Origin of the sequence: Brachybacterium muris (genome assembly GCF_016907455.1) — a bacterium.
GTDB classification, from domain to species: domain Bacteria; phylum Actinomycetota; class Actinomycetes; order Actinomycetales; family Dermabacteraceae; genus Brachybacterium; species Brachybacterium muris.
In genome coordinates this window covers 521,354-542,492 of record NZ_JAFBCB010000001.1, presented here as the reverse complement: position 1 = coordinate 542,492, position 21,139 = coordinate 521,354, and the positions used below count along the sequence as shown (strand labels likewise).

20 protein-coding genes and 1 tRNA gene are annotated in these 21,139 nt (G+C 70.2%); 7 read left to right on the top strand and 14 right to left on the bottom strand.

The window, feature by feature from the left end:
• Position 1 precedes the first annotated feature (1 nt).
• Genes JOD52_RS02470 through JOD52_RS02460 form a run of 3 tightly spaced genes read right to left on the bottom strand, consistent with a single transcriptional unit; the run spans position 2 to position 3,515 of the window.
• Positions 2-667, bottom strand: a complete 666-nt coding sequence (locus tag JOD52_RS02470; RefSeq protein ID WP_017822307.1) for a DinB family protein — start codon at positions 665-667, stop codon at positions 2-4.
• Positions 664-2,859 carry a prolyl oligopeptidase family serine peptidase gene (locus tag JOD52_RS02465; protein ID WP_204408691.1) on the bottom strand — a complete coding sequence of 732 codons (2,196 nt, stop codon included), beginning with the start codon at positions 2,857-2,859 and terminating at the stop codon, positions 664-666. Before JOD52_RS02465 ends, JOD52_RS02470 begins: the two co-directional genes overlap by 4 nt.
• Entirely contained in the window at positions 2,856-3,515 is a 660-nt protein-coding gene (locus JOD52_RS02460) for a hypothetical protein (RefSeq protein WP_204408690.1), read from the bottom strand. The genes JOD52_RS02465 and JOD52_RS02460 overlap by 4 nt, the downstream gene beginning before the upstream one ends.
• A 135-nt stretch (positions 3,516-3,650) precedes the next feature.
• Between JOD52_RS02460 and JOD52_RS02455 the strand changes: the two genes are divergently transcribed.
• Entirely contained in the window at positions 3,651-4,907 is a 1,257-nt protein-coding gene (locus JOD52_RS02455) for a glycoside hydrolase family 3 protein (protein ID WP_204408689.1), read from the top strand.
• Between the two features lie 12 nt (positions 4,908-4,919).
• Here JOD52_RS02455 and thiD read toward each other — a convergent pair whose 3' ends face one another.
• Positions 4,920-5,798 (bottom strand): bifunctional hydroxymethylpyrimidine kinase/phosphomethylpyrimidine kinase, encoded by an 879-nt coding sequence (gene thiD, locus JOD52_RS02450; RefSeq protein ID WP_017822311.1) that lies wholly within the window; start codon positions 5,796-5,798, stop codon positions 4,920-4,922.
• Between the two features lie 257 nt (positions 5,799-6,055).
• Between thiD and JOD52_RS02445 the strand changes: the two genes are divergently transcribed.
• Complete coding sequence (locus JOD52_RS02445; RefSeq protein WP_017822312.1) at positions 6,056-7,042, top strand: hypothetical protein; 987 nt, start codon at positions 6,056-6,058, stop codon at positions 7,040-7,042.
• Here the strand turns inward: JOD52_RS02445 and JOD52_RS02440 are convergent.
• The 3 genes from JOD52_RS02440 to istA are packed head-to-tail and all read right to left on the bottom strand — an operon-like array spanning position 7,026 to position 9,578.
• Complete coding sequence (locus JOD52_RS02440) at positions 7,026-7,268, bottom strand: hypothetical protein (RefSeq protein WP_204408688.1); 243 nt, start codon at positions 7,266-7,268, stop codon at positions 7,026-7,028. The genes JOD52_RS02445 and JOD52_RS02440 overlap by 17 nt on opposite strands.
• A 4-nt stretch (positions 7,269-7,272) precedes the next feature.
• Entirely contained in the window at positions 7,273-8,019 is a 747-nt protein-coding gene (locus tag JOD52_RS02435; protein WP_338124028.1) for an ATP-binding protein, read from the bottom strand.
• Positions 8,016-9,578, bottom strand: coding sequence for an IS21 family transposase (gene istA, locus JOD52_RS02430; RefSeq protein ID WP_204408388.1), 1,563 nt, complete (start codon positions 9,576-9,578; stop codon positions 8,016-8,018). Before istA ends, JOD52_RS02435 begins: the two co-directional genes overlap by 4 nt.
• A 114-nt stretch (positions 9,579-9,692) precedes the next feature.
• Here istA and JOD52_RS02425 point away from each other — a divergent pair, with 114 nt between their 5' ends.
• Positions 9,693-10,526 (top strand): hypothetical protein, encoded by an 834-nt coding sequence (locus JOD52_RS02425; protein ID WP_239551743.1) that lies wholly within the window; start codon positions 9,693-9,695, stop codon positions 10,524-10,526.
• Positions 10,527-11,161: 635 nt separating this feature from the next.
• On the opposite strand, the gene JOD52_RS02420 is transcribed toward JOD52_RS02425, so the two are convergent.
• The 6 genes from JOD52_RS02420 to JOD52_RS02395 all read right to left on the bottom strand — a co-directional run bounded on the left by JOD52_RS02420 (position 11,162) and on the right by JOD52_RS02395 (position 16,737).
• Positions 11,162-12,055: a Bax inhibitor-1/YccA family protein gene (locus tag JOD52_RS02420; protein WP_204408687.1), complete on the bottom strand. Its 894-nt coding sequence runs from the start codon at positions 12,053-12,055 to the stop codon at positions 11,162-11,164.
• Between the two features lie 199 nt (positions 12,056-12,254).
• Complete coding sequence (locus JOD52_RS02415; RefSeq protein WP_204408686.1) at positions 12,255-13,049, bottom strand: amino acid ABC transporter ATP-binding protein; 795 nt, start codon at positions 13,047-13,049, stop codon at positions 12,255-12,257.
• Complete coding sequence (locus tag JOD52_RS02410; protein ID WP_204408685.1) at positions 13,033-13,701, bottom strand: amino acid ABC transporter permease; 669 nt, start codon at positions 13,699-13,701, stop codon at positions 13,033-13,035. The genes JOD52_RS02415 and JOD52_RS02410 overlap by 17 nt, the downstream gene beginning before the upstream one ends.
• 4 nt (positions 13,702-13,705) lie before the next feature.
• Positions 13,706-14,593, bottom strand: coding sequence for a transporter substrate-binding domain-containing protein (locus JOD52_RS02405; protein WP_204408684.1), 888 nt, complete (start codon positions 14,591-14,593; stop codon positions 13,706-13,708).
• 130 nt (positions 14,594-14,723) lie between these two features.
• The gene (locus JOD52_RS02400) at positions 14,724-15,857 is read right to left on the bottom strand and encodes an aminotransferase class I/II-fold pyridoxal phosphate-dependent enzyme (protein WP_204408683.1); all 1,134 of its coding nucleotides are present in this window, start codon (positions 15,855-15,857) and stop codon (positions 14,724-14,726) included.
• 142 nt (positions 15,858-15,999) lie between these two features.
• Positions 16,000-16,737, bottom strand: coding sequence for a YggS family pyridoxal phosphate-dependent enzyme (locus tag JOD52_RS02395; RefSeq protein WP_204408682.1), 738 nt, complete (start codon positions 16,735-16,737; stop codon positions 16,000-16,002).
• A gap of 160 nt (positions 16,738-16,897) precedes the next feature.
• Between JOD52_RS02395 and JOD52_RS16920 the strand changes: the two genes are divergently transcribed.
• The 4 genes from JOD52_RS16920 to JOD52_RS02380 are packed head-to-tail and all read left to right on the top strand — an operon-like array spanning position 16,898 to position 20,965.
• The gene (locus JOD52_RS16920; RefSeq protein WP_239551741.1) at positions 16,898-17,098 is read left to right on the top strand and encodes a hypothetical protein; all 201 of its coding nucleotides are present in this window, start codon (positions 16,898-16,900) and stop codon (positions 17,096-17,098) included.
• A gap of 3 nt (positions 17,099-17,101) precedes the next feature.
• Positions 17,102-19,018, top strand: coding sequence for an MMPL family transporter (locus JOD52_RS02390; RefSeq protein WP_338124039.1), 1,917 nt, complete (start codon positions 17,102-17,104; stop codon positions 19,016-19,018).
• Complete coding sequence (locus tag JOD52_RS02385) at positions 18,984-20,348, top strand: sensor histidine kinase (protein ID WP_204408681.1); 1,365 nt, start codon at positions 18,984-18,986, stop codon at positions 20,346-20,348. Before JOD52_RS02390 ends, JOD52_RS02385 begins: the two co-directional genes overlap by 35 nt.
• Positions 20,345-20,965, top strand: coding sequence for a response regulator (locus JOD52_RS02380; protein WP_204408680.1), 621 nt, complete (start codon positions 20,345-20,347; stop codon positions 20,963-20,965). Before JOD52_RS02385 ends, JOD52_RS02380 begins: the two co-directional genes overlap by 4 nt.
• 59 nt (positions 20,966-21,024) lie before the next feature.
• Here the strand turns inward: JOD52_RS02380 and JOD52_RS02375 are convergent.
• Positions 21,025-21,098: transfer RNA gene (locus tag JOD52_RS02375), tRNA-Leu, on the bottom strand.
• Between the last annotated feature and the right edge of the window lie 41 nt (positions 21,099-21,139).

The window sequence follows — 21,139 nt, the reverse complement described above, 5'->3', positions numbered from 1 at the left end:
GTCACTCCCCCGTCCGGCCGTCGATCAGTTCGGTGATCACGTCGAGATGGCCGACGTGCCGGCCGGTCTCCTCGATCATGTGGACCACCACCCAGCGCACGGTGCGGGGCTCGGAGGAGCCGCGCACCTCCTCGTCCAGCTCGCGCTGGCGGAGCTGCTCCCGCGAAGCCTGGCAGGCCTCGCGGTAGTCGGCGCGGGCCTCCTCCACCGAGGCGCCGTCCTCGAGGCGGAACTCGAGATCGGGGTCCCCCGGCACCGTGGTGTCCGTCCAGCGATAGCCCACTTCGTCCTCCGGCACCCCGCCGAGGACCTCACGGAACCAGTACCGCTCCACGTCGGCCAGGTGGCGCAGCAGCCCGGTGACGGTGGTCAGGGTGCCCAGCACCTGACGGGAACCCTGCTCGTCGGTGAGGCCGGCCGTCTTGGTGAGCACCGTGGCGCGCAGGAACGCGAGGAATCCGTCGACGGTGGCTGCCTCGTCCCCCAGCAGGGGCGGCTCGGGACGGTCCTCGCCCTCACCCGCGTGCCCCTCGGCGAACACGCCGCGCTCGGCCTGCTGCCGGGCCGCCTGCTCCTGATCGACGCGATCCTGCTCCGCCTGCTCCTGCTCGGCGGAGAGCCGGTCCATCAGCGCATCGAACGCCTCCGGCTCCTCGGCACTGCTCATGCGTCGTTCCTGCCGATGGTGCTCCACAGGAACGTGTACATCAGCGCGTTCATGCGGGCGGCCTGCTCGTTGGTGGCGGCGCCGCCGTGTCCGCCCTCGATGTTCTCCCAGGCGCGCACGTCGGCCCCCAGGGACTCCAAGGCGGCGGTGAACTTGCGGGCGTGACCGGGGTGGACCCGGTCGTCCCGGGTGGAGGTGAGCACGAAGGACGGCGGGTAGTCGGTGCCCTCGGCCAGCAGGTGGTACGGGCTGAAGGTGCGCACGTACTCCCAGTCCTCGGTGTCCGGGTCGCCGTACTCGGCCATCCAGGAGTTGCCGGCCAGCAGGTGACTGTACCGCTTCATGTCCAGCAGCGGCACCTGGATGATCACCGCACCGAAAAGCTCCGGGTACTGGGTGAGCATGTTGCCGGTGAGCAGGCCACCGTTGGAGCCGCCCCGCACCGCGAGATGTGCGGTGTCGGTAACGCCCCGCTCGATCAGGTCCTTCGCCACCGAGGAGAAGTCCTCGTAGGCGCGGTGGCGCTTGTCCTTCAGGGCAGCCTGGTGCCAGCGGGGCCCGTACTCGCCGCCGCCGCGGATGTTGGCCAGCACGTACGTGCCACCCCGCTCCAGCCACGCCTTGCCGATCGGGCCGAGGTACGCGGGAGTCAGGGAGATCTCGAACCCGCCGTAGCCGTACAGCAGCGTGGGGGAAGGACCAGCGCCGGGTTCATCCCCGCGGTCGGCACGGCCGATCTCGAAGTAGGGGATGCGGGTGCCGTCGTCGCTGGTGGCGAAGTGCTGGGTGACCTCCAGCCCGTCGGCGTCGAAACGGGCCGGGGCCGTCTTGATCAGCTCCGGCTCGGTGGGCTCGCCGCCGGCGGGCACCGCCGCCAGGTCGCCCAGCAGCAGGGTGGTGGGCTCCACGAAGTCGGTGACGGTCACCCACACCTCGTCGTTCTCGTCGGGGTCGACGGCCGAGACCGCGAGCGAGCCGCGCAGTTCGGGGTACAGGTCCTGCCGTACCCAGGCACCGTCCTGGTCACGGGTGTGCACCTCGAGGCGGTGCACCACGTCCTCCAGGATCGACAGCACCACCGTGTTGCGGGTGATGGTCATGTCCGCCAGCGACGTGCTCTCGCTGGGCTCGAACAGCATCGTCAGCTCCGGCTCACCGGCGCGGAACGCCGCGAAGTCGCCGACGACGAGGGATCCTGCCGGGTACACCGACCCGGCCACCTCCCAGTCGCTGCGCGGGGAGAAGATCCCCAGGTCACGGTGGGCGCTGGCCTCCAGATCGCGCGGGACGTCGATGGTCTCCAGCGCCGGGGGCTGCTGGCCCAGGTCCGCCAGGTGCAGGGTGGTGTCGTAGAAGGCGTGCATCTGGATCACCCAGTCGCGCTCCCAGCCGGGGGTGGAGTCGTGGGCGACGAACACGCTCATGTCGGTCTCGTCGGCCTCGAACACCAGCTCCGCCTCGGCGAGCGCCGTGCCGCGCTTCCACAGGCGGGCCTGGCGGGGGTAGCCGGACAGGGTGGTGGTACCCTCACCGAAATCGGTGGACACCCACGTGGTGTCCTCGTCGATCCAGCTGAGGGAGCCCTTCGCAGCCGGGCGCAGGAAGCCGCCGTCGGCCTCGGGGACGAAGCTGCGGGTCTTTAGGTCGAACTCGCGGGTCACGTCCGCATCGGAGCCTCCGTGGGACAGGCTCACCAGGGCCTTGCGGTACGGCTCGCCCTCGGCGGGACGCAGCAGGCTCGCGCCGTGCCACACCCAGTCCTCGCCCTCGGCGGCGTTCAGGGCGTCCACGTCCAGCAGCACGTCCCACTCGGGGTCGTCGGTGCGGTAGGAGTCCAGGGTGGTGCGGCGCCATAGGCCGCGCTCGTGCTCGGCGTCGGTCCAGAGGTTGTAGAGGTACTGGCCGCGCTTGGTGACGCCGGGGATGCGGTCCTTCGCATCGAGGATCTCGCGGATCTCCCGCTGCAGGGTCACGGCCAGCGGTGCGCCGTCCGGATCCGCCGGGTCGGCGACGGCGTCCAGCTCCTGCTCCGCGGTGGCATTGCGCTCGCGCACCCAGGCCAGGGCGTCCTCACCCTCGACCTCCTCGAGCCACTGGTGGGGGTCGCTGCTGCCGTCGGGAGCGGGCAGCTGGGGGGTGGTGCGGTCCTCGTGGCGGGGCTCGGTGGAGCCCTCGGTGCGGGGGGTGCTCATCGGTCGCGGTTCTTCTTGATCCAGGTGGTGAAGTCGTCCAGCGTGCTCTTCCACGCTCTCTTCCAGGCGTCACGGGCCTCGGCGGTCTCGATGCCCTTGTGCTCGATCGCCAGGGTGCTGCGGGAGCTGTCGCCTGCGCTGCTGTCTGCACTGCTGCTCGCGGCGTCGGTCTTGGCTGTGCCGTTCTTCGCTGTGTCGTTCTCGGCGGTGCCGTTCTTGGCGGTGACGTTGACGGAGAGCTTGGTGCCGTCCTCCACGTCGGTCCGCCAGTACCGCCACTTCTCGGTGTCGGTGAGGCGGCCCTCGCTCAGGCCCAACTGCTCGCGGCGGGCGTCGGTCATGAAGCGGTCCCACGCCTCGCGCACGGCGTCCATGTCGCCGCCGACGGTGCGGGAGGCGGAGGCACTGAAGTCCCCCTCGCAGCTTTGGCCCACCACGCGGCGGCCGATCTGCTGCTCGTAGGCGACGGTGAGCGACTGCGCCCACCACTCCTGCACGCCCCAGTCCTTCACCAGCAGGCGGGCGATGGCGGTGTGGTCGAGGTCCCGGGCCCCGGCTCCGTCCAGGCGCTGCACCCAGGTGGGGAAGTCGGTGCCGGTGGCATGGGAGATCGCGGACGCGCCCGGATAGTCCTTCGGCGCGGGCTCGGCTGTCATGGGGACCAGCCTAGACGTCAGGCGGTGGGGCCGGTCACAGCGGGGAGGGGACACTGCCCCCTGACCGAGGGGGGTCGTGGCCCTCGGAGACGGGGCGCCTCGCCCGTGGGGCCGGTGCCTGGAAGACTGCACAGCATGCGTCGTCGTCACCTCCTGGCCCTCTCCCCCGCGCTCGCACTGGCTGCCTGTGGTGCCGGTGGCACGGACCCGCAGGGCACCTCCACCCCCGCCCTGCCCGATGGCCCCGAGGCCACCGGGCCCGGCACCGACGCTCCCACCAGCACGAGCAGCGACGGCACCGACGGGGGCGACGCCTCCCCGTCCCAGGAGGCACCCGGGCCCTGGGACCCTTCCGAGGAGGTGACCGCACTGCTGGACAGGCTCACCCCGCGGCAGATGGCCGGGCAGCTGGTGCTGGTGGGGATCGTGGCCGGTGGCTCGATCCCACCGGAGGTGCTCACCGAGCACCACGCCGGGGGGATCTTCCTGCTGGACGTGTGGCGCGACCCCGACCAGGTGGACGGGATCGTGACCGCGGCCCGCGAGGGCTCGGACCCGCAGCTGCCGCCGCTGATCGCGGTGGACCAGGAGGGCGGACAGGTGAGGATGCTGCGCGGCGACGCCGCCCGCCGCACCCCCTCGGCGAAAGAGCTGGGCTCAACCGGCCCGGAGGCAGTGCGCGAGGCGTACACGACCATCGGCGAAGACCTGGCGGCCCGCGGCATCACCGTGGCGCTGTCCCCCGTGGCCGATGTGGTGGACCCGCAACTGGGATCGGGCAACGACCCGGTGGGTGGCCTGGATCGCGGGTTCGGCACCGACCCGGAGCAGGTGGGTGCCTGCGTGGCCGGCGCCGTCGAGGCCCTGGATGCGACCGGCACCGCCGCCACCCTCAAGCACTTCCCGGGCCTGGGCCGGGTGGAGCAGAACACCGACCACTCCGCCGAGGGGATCCTCGATGAGGTCACCACCGCCGCGGACCCGTTCCTGGACTCCTTCGCCGCAGGCATCGATGCCGGGGCCGAGCTGGTGATGCTGTCCTCGGCCACCTACGCCCGGATCGACGGGCAGGCCCCGGCGATGTTCTCCCGGGCCGTGGTCACCGACCTGCTGCGGGATCAGCTGGGGTTCGAAGGGCTCGCCGTCACCGACGACATCGGTGCCGCCAAGGCCGTCGCCTCGGTACCGGTGGCCGAGCGAGCCACCCGCTTCCTGGACGCCGGCGGCGACGTTCTGCTGACCGCCGATCCGTCGATCACCGGCGCACTGGTGGACGCGATCGAGGAATGGGCGACCCGCAGGGAGGAGCAGGCCGCAAGGGTGCGGGCATCGGCCGGCCGCATGCTCACGCTGAAGGAGCGCCGCGGTCTGCTGGGCACCAACCCCGACTGACAGTGCGGTGGATCAGGCCCGGTCCAGGGTGATCAGGTGATTGACGGGCCCGAAGGCCTGCCCGTTGGTGCGGGAGACCTCCCAGTCCTCCGCGTTCTCGATGGCGCTGGCCAGGAACTCGCGGGCGGAGGCGACGATCGTGACGACGTCGTCATCAACACCCTTCTCCCCGATCTCGTCCAGCTCACCGGCACGGTCGAACTCCCGGATCCGCGCCATCTGGGCTGTGATCGCCGCAGAGAGCGTGGCACCCGCGCCGCGCACATGACGGCCCGGCACCCGCTCAGCCCGCAGCAGGTCGGTGCCACCGGGGTGCACCAGTACGTCCACGGCGTCGTCCCCGACCAGGCGGCCACCGGTGATCAGCACGATCGTGGGGCCCAGCGCCTGGAGGGCGAGGGCCTGCTCGCGCATCCCGTCGATGGTGGTGGCCGGGGCGACCCCCAGCAGCTGCGCGGCTTCGACCATGTTCGAGGTGAGCATGTCCACGTGCGGCAGCAGGGCGGTGCGCAGGGCGCGGGCACCCTCGGATGAGATCAGCGGCGCGCCGTCGGTCCCGATCATCACCGAGTCCAGCAGGATCCATCCCAGTCGCTCGCGGTGGGCGCGAACCGCCGCCGCGACGGCCTCGACCACGGCGGCGCTGCCCAGGGCACCGATCTTGGTGGCGTCCAGCATCAGGTCCTCGGCGACGGCATCGATCTGGGAGCGCACCACGTCACCGGGCAGGTAGTGGGTGCCGCGCAGGCCCTGCGTGTTGACGGCGCACACCATGCTCACTGCGGAGGCGCCGTACACACCGAGCGCGGAGAAGGTCTTCAGGTCGGCCTGGATGCCGGCGGCGCCGTCGGAGTCGGAGGCGGAGACGGTCAGGACGAGGGGCGGACGCATGTGTTCCTCCGGGATCGAGGGATCCGACCCGGTGGGTACCGGGCAGACGTGCGATGGGCGGCTGATCGATGTGCGACGGATGGTCGACCGCACAGGCCGACACCCGGCGCACAGGGCCGACACCCGGAGGGTACCAACGCGCACTGGGCGGGCGCCTGCCCCGGACCCACCGGCGTCGGGGCGGTCTCTCGTGCGAGAATCTCCGGGGGCACTGGCCCACGACCGGGGGTGGGCCCCGTGACGCCGGGGAGGTGGCGATGACGCAGGATCCGCAGGGGGTGAACCGCGCCGAGGGCAGTGACTCCGGCAGCGGTGGCGACGGAGGCGGCATGCCCCCGAGCACTGGCCTGCCGGACTTTTCCGGGCACAGCGATGCCGACGGGAACGGGACCAACGGACTCCCCACCTACGGGGGCACGGGCGGCCCGGTGACCCTGGGCGAACCCAGCCAGCGCAGCCGCAACCGGGCACGCGCCGTGGTGCTGTCCGTGGTGGGCGCCAGCGTGGTGCTGCTGGCCGTGGTGGCCCTGGTGCTGTCCCAGACCGTGTTCCGCAGCGTGCTCGACGAGGACCCACCCACCGCCTACCCCACCGGGCCGCGCACGGCCGAAGGGCAGAGCGAGTACGTGCCGGACCCCGAGGACCCGGACATCGCTCCCCCACCACCGATCTTCACGCAGGCCCCCACCGTGGACTGCCACGTCCCCGAGTACGCGGAGGCTCCCCGGTCCGGCTCCGGCACCATCCGCGGCGGCGACCTGGAGTACACCATCCCGGAGAACTGGGACTTCCCCTGGGGATCCAACTCCATGCCCTACATGGACCAGGTCAATGCCCAAGGGCGAAACGTCGAGGGCAACTGGTACAGCGTGGTCAACCTGGGCCGCGTGGTCTTCCCCGACTCCGAGGGCGGATACCCCGGCATGGAACGCGCTGCCGTGGCCATCTTCCAGTGCTACGCCACCACCACGGGGGTGATTACCCATTTCGGCGAGAACCCCGAGGTCACCGACTACCGCACCGAGGCCATCGAGGTGGACGGATACCCCGCCTGGATCGTCCAGGCCACCTACAATTTCGAGAACCCGGACATGCTGGAGACCTCGAGCGCATCCATCGTGACCTCCATCGTGGTGGAGGGCCCGAACGGCCCCAGCGCACTGGCCTCCGACGTCGCGGCCGATCATCCCGACCATGTCCAGGAGCTCGAGGAGATCATCGCCAGCCTCAACGTCGTCGAGTGACGAGGACATCGAGCGGCGACGCGATCCAGTGACGCAGCACCGGCGAGACCAGTCGAAGGAGCACCCCGTGCACACAGGACCTCATTACACGGCGCCGCAGCGGCCCAGCGGCCCCGGTGAGTATTCGTAGTCGTGGGAGCCACCGAATCTTGCTCTTGGGGACCGCCGATCGTGCCGACGGGGGCCAGTAGCCGCCGCGGTGGGGACCACTGGCTCCCGCCGGCATCGGGTCACTGGGGCAGTGCGGTGTGTTCTCGCATGTTCCTGTCGCCGGTGTCGATCCAGATTGTGTTGTGCACGATGCGGTCCATGATCGCATCGGCGTGGACTGCTCCACCGAGCCGGGCGTGCCAGTCCTTCTTCGGGTACTGGGTGCAGAACACGGTCGAGCCGGTGTCATAGCGGCGCTCGAGCAGTTCCAGCAGCATCGAACGCATTCCCTCGTCAGGATGGTCCAGCAGCCACTCGTCGATCACCAGCAGCGAGAACGTGGAGTACTTCCGCAGGAACTTCGTCTGGCCCTGCGGCTTGTCCTTTGCCAGGGCCCAGGCCTCTTCGAGGTCGGGCATTCGGATGTAGTGGGCTCGGAGCCGGTGCTGGCAGGCCTGCTTCGCCAGCGCGCAGCCGAGGTAGGACTTCCCTGAGCCGGTGAAGCCCTGGAAGACCACGTTCTGTTGCCGCTGGATGAAGGAGCAGGTTGCCAGTTGCGCGATCACGTTCCGGTTCAGTCCCCGTTCCTCGACCAGATCCAGCCGCCGCAGGTCCGCTCCGGGATAACGCAGCCCCGCCCGGCGGATCAGACCCTCGACCTTTCCATGATTGAAGATGGAATGCGCCTCGTCCACGATCAGCTGGAGCCGTTCCTGGAACGACATCCCCAGCACGTGAGCCTCATCCTGGGCATCGATCGCGTCCAGCAGCGCGGTCGCGCCCATCTCGCGCAGCTTCCGCTTCGTGTCGTTATCGATCACGCTCACCGGACACCTCCGGCGTAGTAGTCGGCGCCACGGACGTATCCGCCGTCTTCCGCGGGTTCCTCGCGGGGTGGACGCAGGGCGGCGACCTTGTCCTGCCCGGTGGCCAAGATCGGGTGCAGATGCGCATAGCGCGGTGAACGGACCCGTCCCGTCAGCGCGAGTGCGCAGGCCGCCTCGACCCGATCTACGGAGAAGCGGCGAGAGAGCCGTAGCACCGCCAACGCGGGATCCAGGCCCTGTTCCACGATCGGCACGGACTCGAAGATCCGCTGGATCACGATCACCGTGGCCGGCCCGACCCGATCTGCCCACGCCCGCACCCTCTGCGCGTCCCAGGCCTGGAAACGCTCGCCCGCAGGTAGGTCCGCGTCGTTGGTGCGGTACTCATTGCTCGCGGTCTCCGGGAGCAGCAGGTGACTGGTCAGTCGCTGGCTGCCCTGATAGATCTCCAGCGTCCGGGCCGTGATGCGCAGATCGACCTTCGCGCCGATGTGCGCGAACGGCGCGGAGTAGAAGTTCCGCGCGAACGTGACGTGCCCGTTCCTGCCCACTCGTCGTCCGTAGTGCCATGTCGAGATCTCGTAGGGCACCGCCGGCAGCGGCGTCAGCAGCGGCCGCTCCTCCGCGTCGAACACGCTGGCGCGGGATCCGGGCCGCTTCTGGAACGGCTCCGCGTTATAGGCCTCCATCCGCTGCCCGATGGCGGCTGCAAGTTCGGGCAGGGACGTGAATCGCTGATCCCGCAGCCCGGCGATGACCCAGGTCGCGACGTGCGCGACGGTGTTCTCCACGCTCGCCTTGTCTTTCGGTTTCCGCACCCTCCCCGGGAGCACCGCCGCCGAGTAATGCGCTGCCATCTCGCGATACGCATCGTTCAGGACGATCTCGCCCTCGCGGGGGTGCTTCACCACACCGGTCTTGAGGTTGTCCGGAACGATCCTCGGGACCGTCCCGCCCAGCGCCTCGAACATCGCTACGTGCGCTCGCAGCCAGGACTCCTGGCGCATATCCAGCGCCGGGAAGCAGAACGCGTAACGAGAAAAAGGCAGGCAGGCAACGAACAAGAACACCTTCGAGACCTCGCCGGTGACCGGATCGGCCAGCTCCATCGTGGGGCCGGACCAGTCGACCTCCACGCTCTGGCCGGCCTTGTGACCGACTCTCGAAGCGGCACCGGTGACCATGACGTGGTGCTGGTAGGTGCGGCAAAACCGGTCATACCCCATCGCCGGATCCCCAGCCGCCGTGGTCGCGTCGAAGTACTCGCCGTGCAACAGCTTCAGCGTCACGCCGACCCTGGCCATCTCTCGATGGACCTGTTCCCAGTCCGGCTGTGCGAACACGCTCTCGTGCTCGCCCCGGCCCGGGAACAACCGGGCATACACCTGCTCATCGGCGACGTCCGCGATATCGCCCCACCCGATCCCTGCAGCGTCAGCGGCCTCGAACACCGCCCTCACGGACTTGCGGGACATGCCCTGCGAGGACGAAATCGCTCGCCCCGACAGACCTTCTGCGCGCAGCTGGAGCACCAGCTTCGCCCTGATCTTCCGTACCATTCCAGATTGCTCCTTCCGCCGCGTGCCCTATACACACGGCGGAAGGAGCGTAGACAGAGCGGCCCCAACGACACCACTGGTGGTCCCGAACGACGCCACCGCTACGGCAGCGACGTGGCACCCGAACCCTCGATCAGCGGACCCCAGCGAGGCGAATATTCACCCAGCGGTGGGCGCAACGTTGCCCTGCTGATCGGTGGGATCTCCTTCGCCCTGGTGTTCCTGCTGATCGTGGGCGCTACCGTGGGCTACCTGGTGCTGCGCTCCTCCGGAGGCGGTGCCGGCGGTGAGGGCGGGGGTGGCTCGGCGTCCGCGTCGCAGACCACCATCTCCAGCGAACCGGTGAGCACCGAACCCAGCACCACTCCGCCGCCGGAGTCCAGCCCGCCCGAGGAGGAGAAGCTCTGCTGGAGCGCCTCCGATGAGCGGGTCTCGCAGAACCCCTCTGGTCGCCTGCGCGGTGGCGGCCTCGAAATGGTTCCCCCGGCAGGATTCGACAGTCGCTCCAACCGGACGTTCCTGGCCTTCACCACCGATGCGCAGATGGCCTCAGCCCCGATCGAGGGCACCTGGGTGTCCTCCATCATGGTGGGGAAGATCGAGTGGCAGCCCGGGGTGGAGTACCCCGGTGACAAGGCGGCCTCCGAACGGCTGATCAGCTGCTTGTTCGCCAACGCCTCGATCTGGGGCGATACCTCCCAGCGCACCCTGCACGACCAGGTCACCGAGGCCGTGACCGTGGCCGGGATGCCCGGCTACCGCACCACCGCGACCCTCAAGTTCGGCAAGCACAATTTCGAGAAGTTCGAGTCCACCCGCCTGGAGGTGGTCGTGGTGAGCACCCCGGAGGGCCCCAGCGTGTTCGCCTCCGATGTGGCGATCGGCGTGACGGAGCACGAGGACGGCGCCACTGAGGCGTACAAGTCCCTCACCGGTCTGTCCGGCTGATCGACGAACTCGCCGGCTACCCCGACTGTCCCGGCTCGTCCGGTTGCCCCCTGCCTCGCCCGGCTCGCCCCGCTGCCCTGCCCCGTCCGGTTGCCCCCTGCCTCACCTACCTCACCCCGCTGCCCTGCCCCGTCCGGTTGCCCCCTGCCTCACCTGCCTCACCCCGCTGCCCTGCCTGCCACGCCTCACCCGTCTCGACTTCCCACCGAGCCGCGTAGTTTGTGGGTTCTCGAGCCCGATTCCCCTCAAGAACAACGGCTCAGTATGCGTGGCGATGGTGTCGGTGTGCGCGACGTCGAGGTCGGCGAACCAGTCACCCTGGGATTGGCGTACCAATAGCCCTGGGACATGACACGGCATCGGAATCGGAATCGACTGTGACGAAATGTGGTCTATCAGCGCTGATGGACCACATTTCGTCACAGTCGATCTGCGCATCCAGGGGGCACACTCGATCTGCGCGTCTAGAGGGGCACACTCGATCTGCGCGTCGAGGGAAACGAACAACGGCGGGCCCCCGTTTCCGGGGACCCGCCGTGTGTGCTGCCTCGTCAGTGGGACGCGATCAGCAATCGCTCTACGAGGCGAGTGCGAACCCAGCAACCACCCGAGGATGACGCTGCGCTCGCATGGGTTCAGTCGTTGCCACGCAGGATCGCGAGGATGCGCAGGATCTCGACGTACAGCCACACCATCGTGACCGCCAGACCGAAGGCGCAGCGCCACGCATAGGCACGCGGGGTGTAGCCGGCGGCGGCGCGCTTGACGTCCTCGAAGTCCATCACCAGCGAGTAGGAGGCCATCACCACGGCGAGGCCACCGATGACCAGGCCCAGCAGGCCGTCACGCAGGCTCTGCCCGGTGAAGAGCAGGTAGCCGATGTTGACCAGGCCGAACAGGAGGTACGCGACCATGGCGACCATGAAGATCCTGGTCAGGGCTGGGGAGGTGCGCAGGATGCCCAGGTGGAAGAACACCAGCACGGTGGCGGCCACGGCGAGGGTGCCGATCACGGCCTGCAGGGCGATGCCCGGGTAGTTGGTGTACTCCAGGGAGGCGCTCAGGCCGCCCAGCAGCAGGCCCTCGAAAGCGGCGTAGGCCAGCACCAGGATCGCGGAGGGCTGCTTCTTGAAGGAGTTGACCAGGCCCAGCACCAGACCGCCGATCAGGCCGATCACGGTGGCGCCCATGCCGATGACCAGGCCCAGCTGCAGGCCGGACTCGCCGGCCACGAAGCCCAGGACGGCCGGGCTGATGCCCACGGCGAAACCGACCACCATGATCACGCCGAGGGTGGCGGTGATGGCGTTGAGCGCATCGCGCATGGTCATGCGGCCAGTGTCGTGACCGCTGGCTGCGGGGCGCGAGTACATCGCCTCGAGCTGGTCGTTCTGCTGCGCCTGCTGCGCACCGAAGTCGGAGGACCACTGGGTCCCCTGGGGCGGGCCGGACTGACCGAACTGCGGGCCGTTGTGGGACCCCCGCTGAACGGCCGGGTCACGGCCGAAGATGACGTTATGGCGGGCCATGGTGCTCCTCGGGAAGATCGATGGGGCCGGGCCGCACGGCCACCGCCTGGGACTCCCTGTCGAAGGTGACCCCTGGGGCGATAGGTCCTGATGGCCCGGTCGGGTTCTACTGTATAGGGTCGCCGTTCGCCACTGCTGTGGGCGACCTGGGCGTTCGCTCAGGGCGTCAGCCCGGGACCGCCAGAGGGATCCGGGCGGGTCACACCGAGCCGATGACCTCGCGGAAGCGACGCAGGCGCTCGTCCTCGCTGCGGAAGAACTCGTCCGGGGTGCCGTCCTGCAGCACCTGGCCGTCCTCGAGGAACACCACGCGGTCCGCCACGCGCCGCGCGAAGGCCAGGGAGTGGGTGACCACCACCAGGGTGCGGTTCTCCTCGGCAAGGGCCGCCAGCACCGCGACCACCTCGGCGGCGAGCTCCGGGTCCAGGGCGGAGGTGGGCTCGTCGAACAGCAGGAAGTCGGGGTCCATCGCCAGAGCCCGGGCGATCGCGACGCGCTGCTGCTGCCCGCCGGAGAGCCGGTCCGGGTAGGCGTCGGCCTTCTCCGCCAGCCCCACCTTGGCCAGCAGCTCGCGTCCGGTGGCCTCGGCCTCGGCACGGGGCCGCCCCAGCGCCTCGATAGGCGCCAGCGTCACGTTGCCCAGCGCGGTGAGGTGCGGGAACAGGTTGAACTGCTGGAACACCATGGTGGATCGGGACCGGATCTGCCGCACGGTGCGCGGGGAGAGCTTCCCACCCACGTCAATGGGGCCGGAGCCCAGGTCGATCTGGCCTGCATCGGGCTTCTCCAGCAGGTTGATGCAGCGCAGCAGGGTGGACTTCCCGGAGCCGGAGGGGCCCAGCAGCACCGTGGTGGCGCCGCGGGCGATCTCCAGGTCCACGGAATCCAGCGCCACCAGCTCACCGAAGGTCTTGCGGATGCCGGTCAACCGCAGCGGGTGGTGGGCGTCGGCCGCGTGGGGGCCTGTCGCACGGGGGTCAGCTGGTGCGGACATGGGCGGACACCTTCTTCTCCAGGACGTTCTGACCGAGGCTCAGCAGCGACACCATCATCAGGTAGATCAGCGCCACCAGGGTGTACATGGCCATCGGCTCGAAGGTGCTGCCGGCGATCTGGCGGCCCACCTGGAACAGGTCGATCAGCGTGATGGCGAACACCAGTGAGGTGCCCTTGACCAGGTCGATGAAGTCGTTGGCCAGCGGGGGCAGCACGATCCGCATCGCCTGCGGGGCCACGACCTTGCGGAACGTGGTGGCGCGGGACAGGTTCAGGGTCTGCGCGGCCTCGAACTGGCCTCTCGGGATGGACAGGATCGAGGCGCGCACCGCCTCGGAGGCGTAGGCGCCGGTGTTCAGTGCCAGGGTCACCACGGCGGCGGGGAACGCGTCCAGCGCGATGCCGATGCTGGGAAGGCCGAAGTAGACGATGAACAGCTGCACCACCAGTGGGGTCCCGCGGAACACCTGCACGTACGCCCAGGCGACGACCTTCAGCGGTGCGGGCCCGTACAGCCGCACCAGTGCCACCAGCACCGCGACCACCAGCGCGATCGCGAAGGAGATCAGCGACAGCGGGATGGTCACCTCGATGGCGGCCCGCAGCAGCCGCGGCAGCGACTGGATCCACAGTTCGAGGAACTCGGGCATGGGTTCAGGCTTCCGGGGTGATGTCCTGACCCACCCATTCCTCGTAGATGGCGGTGAGGGTGCCGTCGCCCTTCAGGGTCTCCAGGATCCCGTTGACCTCGTCCAGCAGTGCCTGCTGGCCCTGCTGCATGATCACGCCGACGGCGACGTCGGTGGGCAGCTCCGCGTCCAGCAGGCGGAACGGTGCCTCAGGGTGCTCCTCCTGGTAGGTCTGGAAGGAGATGAAGTCGTTGGCGGTGGCGTCCACGCGGCCCTGGACCACCAGCTCGATGGCCTCGGCAAAGCCCTGGACGGGGACGATCTCAGCCCCCAGCTCCTCCATCTGCGCGGCCCAGTTGGAGGTGGCGGTCTGGGCGGAGCGCTTGCCCTCGAGTTCCTCGGCGGTCTGCACCTCGGAGTCCTCGGGGACGGCGATGCGGCCGATGGACTGCGCGTAGGGCTCGGTGAAGGCGTACTTCTGTTGGCGCTCCTCGGTGATTCCCACGTTGTTGATCACCAGGTCGTAGCGGTCCACGTCGAGGCCCGCGATGAGGGAGTCCCACTCGGTCTCGATGTACTCGGGCTGGACGCCCAGGCCCTCGGCGATCTTGTCGGCGATGTCCTTCTCGAAGCCCACCAGCTCATTGGAGTCGTCGTGGAAGGCGTAGGGGCGGTAGGTGCCCTCCAGGCCGATGCGCACGGTGCCGTTCTCCTTGATGCGGGCCAGGATGTCCTCGTCCACCGAGCCGCCCCCGCCGTCGGATCCGCCGGCACCCCCGGGTCCCCCGGCGCCGCGGGAGTCACCGTCGGAGCTGCAGGCGGCGAGCAGGGCGGCGATGCCGACACCGCCGGCAGCGAGGGTGAGGCGACGGGTGGGTCGCTGACCGGGAACGGGGCGGGGGGTGCTGTTCATGGTGTGTCCTTCAGGGTTGGTCCCGCGGCGCGGGCCGGCGGGGGGCGGCGGGGTGGGAGCGGGCTGGACTGCGTCTGCGGTCAGCGGGGTGGGAGCGGGCAGGGCTGCGTCTGCGGTCAACAGGCGGCGGTCAGCGGGCGGCGGCGAGGGCCTGGTCGAGGTCCTCGATGAGGTCGTCGATGTTCTCGATGCCGACGGAGAGGCGCAGCAGCTCGTCGGAGATCCCGGCGGCGGCGCGGGCCTGGGGGGTCATGGCCTCGTGGGTCATGGTGGCCGGGCGGCAGATCAGCGACTCCACCCCGCCCAGGCTCACGGCGTACACGGGGTAGCGCAGCGCCTGGATGAACCGCACCCGGTCAAGGCCGTCTGCGAGTTCGAAGGAGAGCACGGCGCCGCCTCCGGTGGCCTGGGAGGCGTGGATGCGGGCCTCGTCCTCGCTGTGGGAGCCGGGGTAGAACACGGTGGTCACGTCGTCGTGCTCCCGCAGGTGGGCGACGATCTGCTCGGCGTTGGCCTGCTGCCGATCCAGGCGCAGGGGCAGGGTCTTGATCGCCTGGATCAGGCGGAAGGAGTCCGAGGGGGACAGCACCCCGCCCTGGGCCTTCTGCGCGAGGGCGTAGGCCTCGGCGAGCGCCGGATCGTTGGTGGTGACGGTGCCGGCCAGCAGGTCGGAGTGCCCTGCGAGGTACTTGGTGGCGGACTGCACCACCACGTCGGCCCCGAGCTCGAGGGGGCGCTGCAGGACCGGGGTCATGAAGGTGTTGTCCACGGCCACCAGGGCACCGTGGCGGTGGGCGAGCTCCACCAGGCGGCGCAGGTCGGTGATGCGCAGGGTGGGGTTGGCGGGGGTCTCGACGAACACCATCTTCGTGGCGGGGGTGAAGTCGGCGTCGGTGAGCGCACCGAGGTCGTCCACGAAGCGGCCGGTGAGGCCGCGGGAGGGGAACACCTTGTCCACGAAGCGGAAGGTGCCGCCGTACACGCTGGCCGGCAGCAGCACCTGGTCGCCCACCTGGAGGGTGGAGAACACGGCGGCGGTGGCGGCCATGCCGGTGGCGAAGGCGAAGCCGTGCTCGGCCCCGTCGAGGGTGGCCAGCACCTGTTCGAGCTGGGCGCGGGTGGGGTTGGAGCCGCGCTGGTAGGCGTAGGCAGCGTCCTCGGTGGCGGCGTCGAGCTCGAAGGTCGAGGCCAGGTGCACAGGGGGGACGACGGCTCCGTGCTCGTGGTCACGCAGCGTCTGCACGGCGGCGGTCTGGATGTGCACGCGGAAGCCTCCGGTTCTCAAGGGTTGTGATCGGGATCGACCACCTCACCTAAGCACCGTTTATGTCGCACCCAAGAAGAAGATGACGTTGTGTGAACCGGGACCGCTCAGGTGCGGCGGGCCGCTCGCGAACCGGGGCCGCTCAGGTGGGGCGGGGCCCGAAGATCGCCGAGCCCACCCGCACGATGGTGGCGCCCTCCTCGACCGCGATCTCCAGGTCCCCGCTCATGCCCATGCTCAGGTGGGCGAAGTCCTCGAGCCCCAGGCGCTCGCGCACCCCGTCGCGGAGCTCGCGCAGGGAGCTCAGGGAGGCGCGCACGGCGGCATCGTCGCTGGTGTTGGCCCCGATCGTCATCAGCCCCATCGGCCGCAGATTCGCACTGCCCCGCAGGCGCTCAACGACGGGAAGCACTGCGTCGAGGGAGGGCGCGTAGCCGCCCTTGGACTCCTCCCCCGAGGTATTCACCTGCACCAGCGCCTCCCGCGTGAGCCCTGCCTGCTCGGCTCGCCTCTGCAGTGCCTCGGCGATGTCGTCGCGGTCCACGCTGTGGATCATCTCGGCGAAGGCCACCACGTCGCGGGCCTTGTTGGTCTGCAGGCGGCCGATGAAGTGCCGCGGCACCCCGTTGCCTGCCAGCAGCGGGTCCTCGTGCTTGGCCATCTCCTGGGCGCGGTTCTCGCCCACCGCCGCCGTGCGGCCGCGCTCCCGCAGCACCTCGATCACCGCGGCTATCTGCTGGGGGGTGCGGGTCTTGGTGGCCAGCAGCACGGTGATGTCGGCGCCGTCACGACCCACACGGGTCGCGGCGGAATCGATGCGGGAGAGCACCTCGTCGATGCGGGAGGTGAGCTGGGGGCCGACGGGGGATGGGGCAGTCATGGTTCCCATTGTGACCCGGACCCGGCACCGGATGGGTGTGTCGCGCCACCGGAGGGGCCGCGGCGGCTGCGGTGAGGTCTCCGCATCCATCGTTCGATGGAGATCCGGTTCCCCCTCCTACGCGATGCTCGGGACAGGTGCGACGCGGTGGACTGCAGGCATGAACCATTCCCTGTCCTCCCTGCTCACCTCGCGCCGCGGTGCGTGGGCCGTACTGGCCATCGCCCTGGTGCTGATGGTGGCGCTGTTCGGTCTGCTGCGCGGGGCCGATGCCCCAGCGCGCAGCACCCATGCCCCGGTGGATTCCGAATCGGCACGGGTGAGTGCCCTGCTGGAGCAGTTCCCGGATGCGGATCGCTAGTCGGTGCTGGTGGTGGCCAGCCGGACCGATGGCGGCCCCCTCGGAGCCGACGACCTGCAGGCACTGGACGGACTGCTGCCCACTCTCGGTGAGCACACGGCAGCGGAGCCCTCGGGACCGGTGGTGAGCGAGGACGGGCAGGCGGCCCTGCTGATCGCACCGATCACCGTGGGGACGGACAACTCTGAGACAGCCCAAACCATCGACGCCCTGCGCACCACGCTCGCTGACCACGCGATCGAGGGAGTCTCCCTGCAGGTCACCGGCGGTCCCGCCTTCGGGGCCGATATCGCCTCCGCCTTCGACGGTGCGGACTTCACCCTGCTGGCGGTGACGATCCTGATCGTGGCGGCCCTGCTGATCCTCACCTACCGCTCCCCCGTGCTGTGGCTGGTGCCGCTGATGGTGATCGTGCTGGCCGACGGCCTCGCCGGTCGGGTCACCGCCGCGGTGGGGGCCCACTGGGGCCTCCAGTTCGATGCCGGCATCATCAGCGTGCTCGTGTTCGGGGCGGGCACCAACTACGCGCTGCTGCTGATCTCCCGGTACCGCGAGGAGCTGCACACCGAGGCCGATCACCGGGTCGCGCTGGCCCGAGCCTGGCGAGGCGTGGCCCCCGCAGTGGTGGCATCGAACGCGACCGTGGTGCTGGCACTGCTGACCCTGCTGCTGGCCACGATCCCCCTGACCCGCGGTCTCGCCATCCCTGCCGCGATCGGGCTGCTGATCGCGATGGCAGCGGTGCTGCTGGTGCTGCCACCGCTGCTGGCGGTGTGCGGGCGCCGGGTCTTCTGGCCGTTCGTCCCTCAGGTGGATGGTGGTGGCCACCGCTCCCGGGCGGTTGCCTGGCGCACGGTGGCCGGCGCCGTGGTGCGCCGTCCCGTCATCGCCCTGGCCGCCTCCCTCGCCCTGCTCGGTGTGATGGCCACCGGCCTGCTGGGCACCACGGTGGGGCTGGACCAGGCGGAACGGTTCCGTGTGGAATCGGAATCCGCGGAGGGACTGGAGGTGCTCTCGGAGCACTTCCCGCCCGGGGAGGCAGCGCCGATCATCGTGGTGACCGCGCCCGGCAGCGTCGAGCAGGTGGCCGAGGCGGCTCAGGGTGTGGACGGAGTGGTGCGGGCGCACCCCCTGGCGGCGATGGAGGACGGCTCTCTGGCCTCGGTGATGGTCACGGGTGAATATACCCCCGGGACCGAGCAGAGCCTGGACCAGGTGCGCGAGCTGCGCACGGCGGTGCATGCGATCGACGAGGCGGATGCCCTGGTGGGCGGCAGTGTGGCGAGCGATCTGGATGCCCGGGAGGGGAACCGCGCGGACCTGCTGCTGGTGGCACCGTTGATCCTGGCGGTCACCTTCGCGGTGCTCCTGGTGCTGCTGCGTTCTGCAGTCGCCCCGGTGCTGCTGCTGATGGTGAACCTGGCCAGCACCGTCGCAGCGATCGGGGCCGGCGCGTGGCTGAGCCGCATGCTGCTGGAGCAGCAGGCCCTGGACCCCCAGGTGCCGATCCTGGCGTTCCTGTTCCTGGTGGCCCTGGGCATCGACTACACGATCTTCCTGGTGCACCGAGCCCGGTCCGAGGCTGCGACCTGGGGCACGCGGCGCGGGATGGTGGAGGCGGTCACGCACACCGGCGGGGTGATCACCAGTGCCGGCGTGGTGCTGGCCGCGGTGTTCGCGGCCCTCGGCGTGCTGCCACTGGTCACCCTGGCGCAGCTGGGCCTGGTGGTGGGCGTAGGCGTGGTGGTGGACACCCTGGTGGTGCGCACCGTGATGGTCCCGGCGATCTTCTCCCTGGTGGGAGAACGGATCTGGTGGCCGGGCAGGCCGTCGGCCGCGCCCTCCCCGGGTGCGCCGGACCTGCCCGACAGCGCAGAATCGGACCATGAGCCTTATCCAGTCGCCCCTGCACGGGCCTGAGCGCACCGGTCGGGTGCCGGCCGGCCTCACCGCGCGAGCGATGGAGGTGGGTCGGCACGTGATCGCGGTGGCCCTCACGGTGATCGGTGTGCTGCGTGCCCTCGCCGACGGGGTGACCCCGGCCGCCGCGATCGTGGCGGGCCTGGCGATCCTGGGCTGGCATGCGGCCGGTTCCGTGATCGCCACGAGTCCCTCCCCGGGCGATTCTGCGCCGGGCCGGATCGGTCCCCGTGCCGCCCGGCCGGTGTGGTGGCTGCTGGGCCTGGCGATGGTGTGGGTCGCGGCCGTGGCGGTCTCGCCGGAGTTCGTGTGGCTGGCGTTCCTGCTGTGGCTGCTTGCCGGGCACCTGCTGCCGCTGTGGTGGGGACTGGTGTTCTCGGTGGTGGTGCTGGGCGTGGTGGCGGTCGCCCCCGTGCTGCACCACGGCACCACCAGCTGGGCGAACGTGCTCGGACCGCTGATCGGTGGGGTGTTCGCCTTCGAGATCTCCCGCGGATACCTGCAGCTGCTGCGGGAGGCCGCGGAGCGGGAACGCCTGCTGGCCTCGCTGACGCGTGCGCATCGCGAGATGGCCCAGCTGCAGGACGAGCTCGCCCTCGCCCAGCGCCGCTCCGGTGCGATCGAGGAGCGGCACCGGCTCTCCCGCGACATCCACGACACCGTCGCCCAGGGCCTCTCCTCGATCCGTCTGCTGTCCCATGCCGAGTCCCAGCGCACCTCGGACCCCGAGGCCGCTCGCACCCTGGCCCGCGTGGAGCGCCTGGCCCAGGACAGCCTGGTGGATGTGCGAAGGATCGTCGCCGCACTGCTGCCGGCGCAGCTGGAGGACGATGCCCTGACCGGGGCCCTGCATCAGCTGCTGGACCGCGTCGAGGACGAGACCGGGATCAAGGTGGCCCTCCACGTCGACGGCGGGGTGCCGCAGCTGCCCAGCGAGGTGGAGGTGGCACTGCTGCGCACCGCCCAGTCAGCGCTGGGCAACGTGCGACGGCACTCCGGGGCGACCCGGGTAGCGGTGAGCCTCAGCGGCGCCGGGGACTCCGTGCGTCTGGACGTGCGTGACGACGGCACCGGGTTCGACGTGGGCCGGTGGGAGGCCGTCGGCCCTGGGCCGGAACAGGCCGACGGCTCCGCGAGCTTCGGCCTGCGCTTCATGCGGCAGCGACTGCGGGAACTTGGCGGGGACCTGGAGGTCGAGAGCGCCCCGGGTGAGGGCACGGCCATATCGGCCCATCTCCCGCACGTACCGCCCGCCCGCACCGGGACCGCTCCCGCTGCACCCTGGGGCCGGGACTCCGGGGACTGGACGATGACGGAGGAGATGAGATGACTGCGACCGTCCTGCTGGTGGACGACCATCCCGTGGTGCGCAGCGGACTGCGTGCCGTGCTCGTTGCCGACCCCTCGGTCCAGGTGGTGGGCGAGGCCGGCACCGGGGAGGACGCGGTGCGCCTGACCGGCGAGCTGCGGCCGGACGTGGTGCTGTGCGACCTGCGCCTGGGCGAGGGCATGACCGGTATCGAGGCCACCGAGGCGCTGCGCCGCCTGGACCCCGCCCCCGCGGTGCTGATCCTGACCACCTTCGACCGGGACGCCGAACTGCTGGGAGCCATCACTGCCGGTGCTGCCGGGTACCTGTTGAAGGACGTACCGCCCGAGCAGATCGTGGACGGCATCGTGCGCGCTGCCGCCGGTCAGACGGTGCTGGCACCGGAACTCGCCACCCGTGTGCTGCAGGGCATGCGCGCTCCCCTGCCCCGGCTCACGGATCGCGAGGTGGAGGTGCTGCGCCTGCTGGCCACCGGCGCCACCAACCGCGAGATCGCCCGAGAGCTGTTCGTCACCGAGGCCACCGTGAAGAGCCACCTGGTGCACGTGTTCACCAAGCTCGGGGTGGACTCCCGCTCCCGGGCGGTGCACCTGGCGCAGCAGCGCGGGCTGATCTGAGGCGGATCCCTCCTCGCGGGACCTGGCTGCTCGCGGGACCTGACCATGCGAGCACACGGTGCCCCCAGTGGGACTCGAACCCACACTGCGCCGCTTTTAAGGCGGCTGCCTCTGCCGATTGGGCTATAGGGGCGTGCCCCTCGCGGACTGCTGATGCGCAGGGCCTGCTCACCC

What these genes read in the sequence shown, in the direction of transcription:
- JOD52_RS02470 (WP_017822307.1), bottom strand. Translation starts at nt 667, where the DNA reads ATGAGCAGTGCCGAGGAGCCGGAGGCGTTCGATGCGCTGATGGACCGG.
- JOD52_RS02465 (WP_204408691.1), bottom strand. Translation starts at nt 2,859, where the DNA reads ATGAGCACCCCCCGCACCGAGGGCTCCACCGAGCCCCGCCACGAGGAC.
- JOD52_RS02460 (WP_204408690.1), bottom strand. Translation starts at nt 3,515, where the DNA reads ATGACAGCCGAGCCCGCGCCGAAGGACTATCCGGGCGCGTCCGCGATC.
- JOD52_RS02455 (WP_204408689.1), top strand. Translation starts at nt 3,651, where the DNA reads ATGCGTCGTCGTCACCTCCTGGCCCTCTCCCCCGCGCTCGCACTGGCT.
- thiD (WP_017822311.1), bottom strand. Translation starts at nt 5,798, where the DNA reads ATGCGTCCGCCCCTCGTCCTGACCGTCTCCGCCTCCGACTCCGACGGC.
- JOD52_RS02445 (WP_017822312.1), top strand. Translation starts at nt 6,056, where the DNA reads ATGACGCAGGATCCGCAGGGGGTGAACCGCGCCGAGGGCAGTGACTCC.
- JOD52_RS02440 (WP_204408688.1), bottom strand. Translation starts at nt 7,268, where the DNA reads ATGCCGGCGGGAGCCAGTGGTCCCCACCGCGGCGGCTACTGGCCCCCG.
- istA (WP_204408388.1), bottom strand. Translation starts at nt 9,578, where the DNA reads ATGGTACGGAAGATCAGGGCGAAGCTGGTGCTCCAGCTGCGCGCAGAA.
- JOD52_RS02420 (WP_204408687.1), bottom strand. Translation starts at nt 12,055, where the DNA reads ATGGCCCGCCATAACGTCATCTTCGGCCGTGACCCGGCCGTTCAGCGG.
- JOD52_RS02415 (WP_204408686.1), bottom strand. Translation starts at nt 13,049, where the DNA reads ATGTCCGCACCAGCTGACCCCCGTGCGACAGGCCCCCACGCGGCCGAC.
- JOD52_RS02410 (WP_204408685.1), bottom strand. Translation starts at nt 13,701, where the DNA reads ATGCCCGAGTTCCTCGAACTGTGGATCCAGTCGCTGCCGCGGCTGCTG.
- JOD52_RS02405 (WP_204408684.1), bottom strand. Translation starts at nt 14,593, where the DNA reads ATGAACAGCACCCCCCGCCCCGTTCCCGGTCAGCGACCCACCCGTCGC.
- JOD52_RS02395 (WP_204408682.1), bottom strand. Translation starts at nt 16,737, where the DNA reads ATGACTGCCCCATCCCCCGTCGGCCCCCAGCTCACCTCCCGCATCGAC.
- JOD52_RS16920 (WP_239551741.1), top strand. Translation starts at nt 16,898, where the DNA reads ATGAACCATTCCCTGTCCTCCCTGCTCACCTCGCGCCGCGGTGCGTGG.
- JOD52_RS02385 (WP_204408681.1), top strand. Translation starts at nt 18,984, where the DNA reads ATGAGCCTTATCCAGTCGCCCCTGCACGGGCCTGAGCGCACCGGTCGG.
- JOD52_RS02380 (WP_204408680.1), top strand. Translation starts at nt 20,345, where the DNA reads ATGACTGCGACCGTCCTGCTGGTGGACGACCATCCCGTGGTGCGCAGC.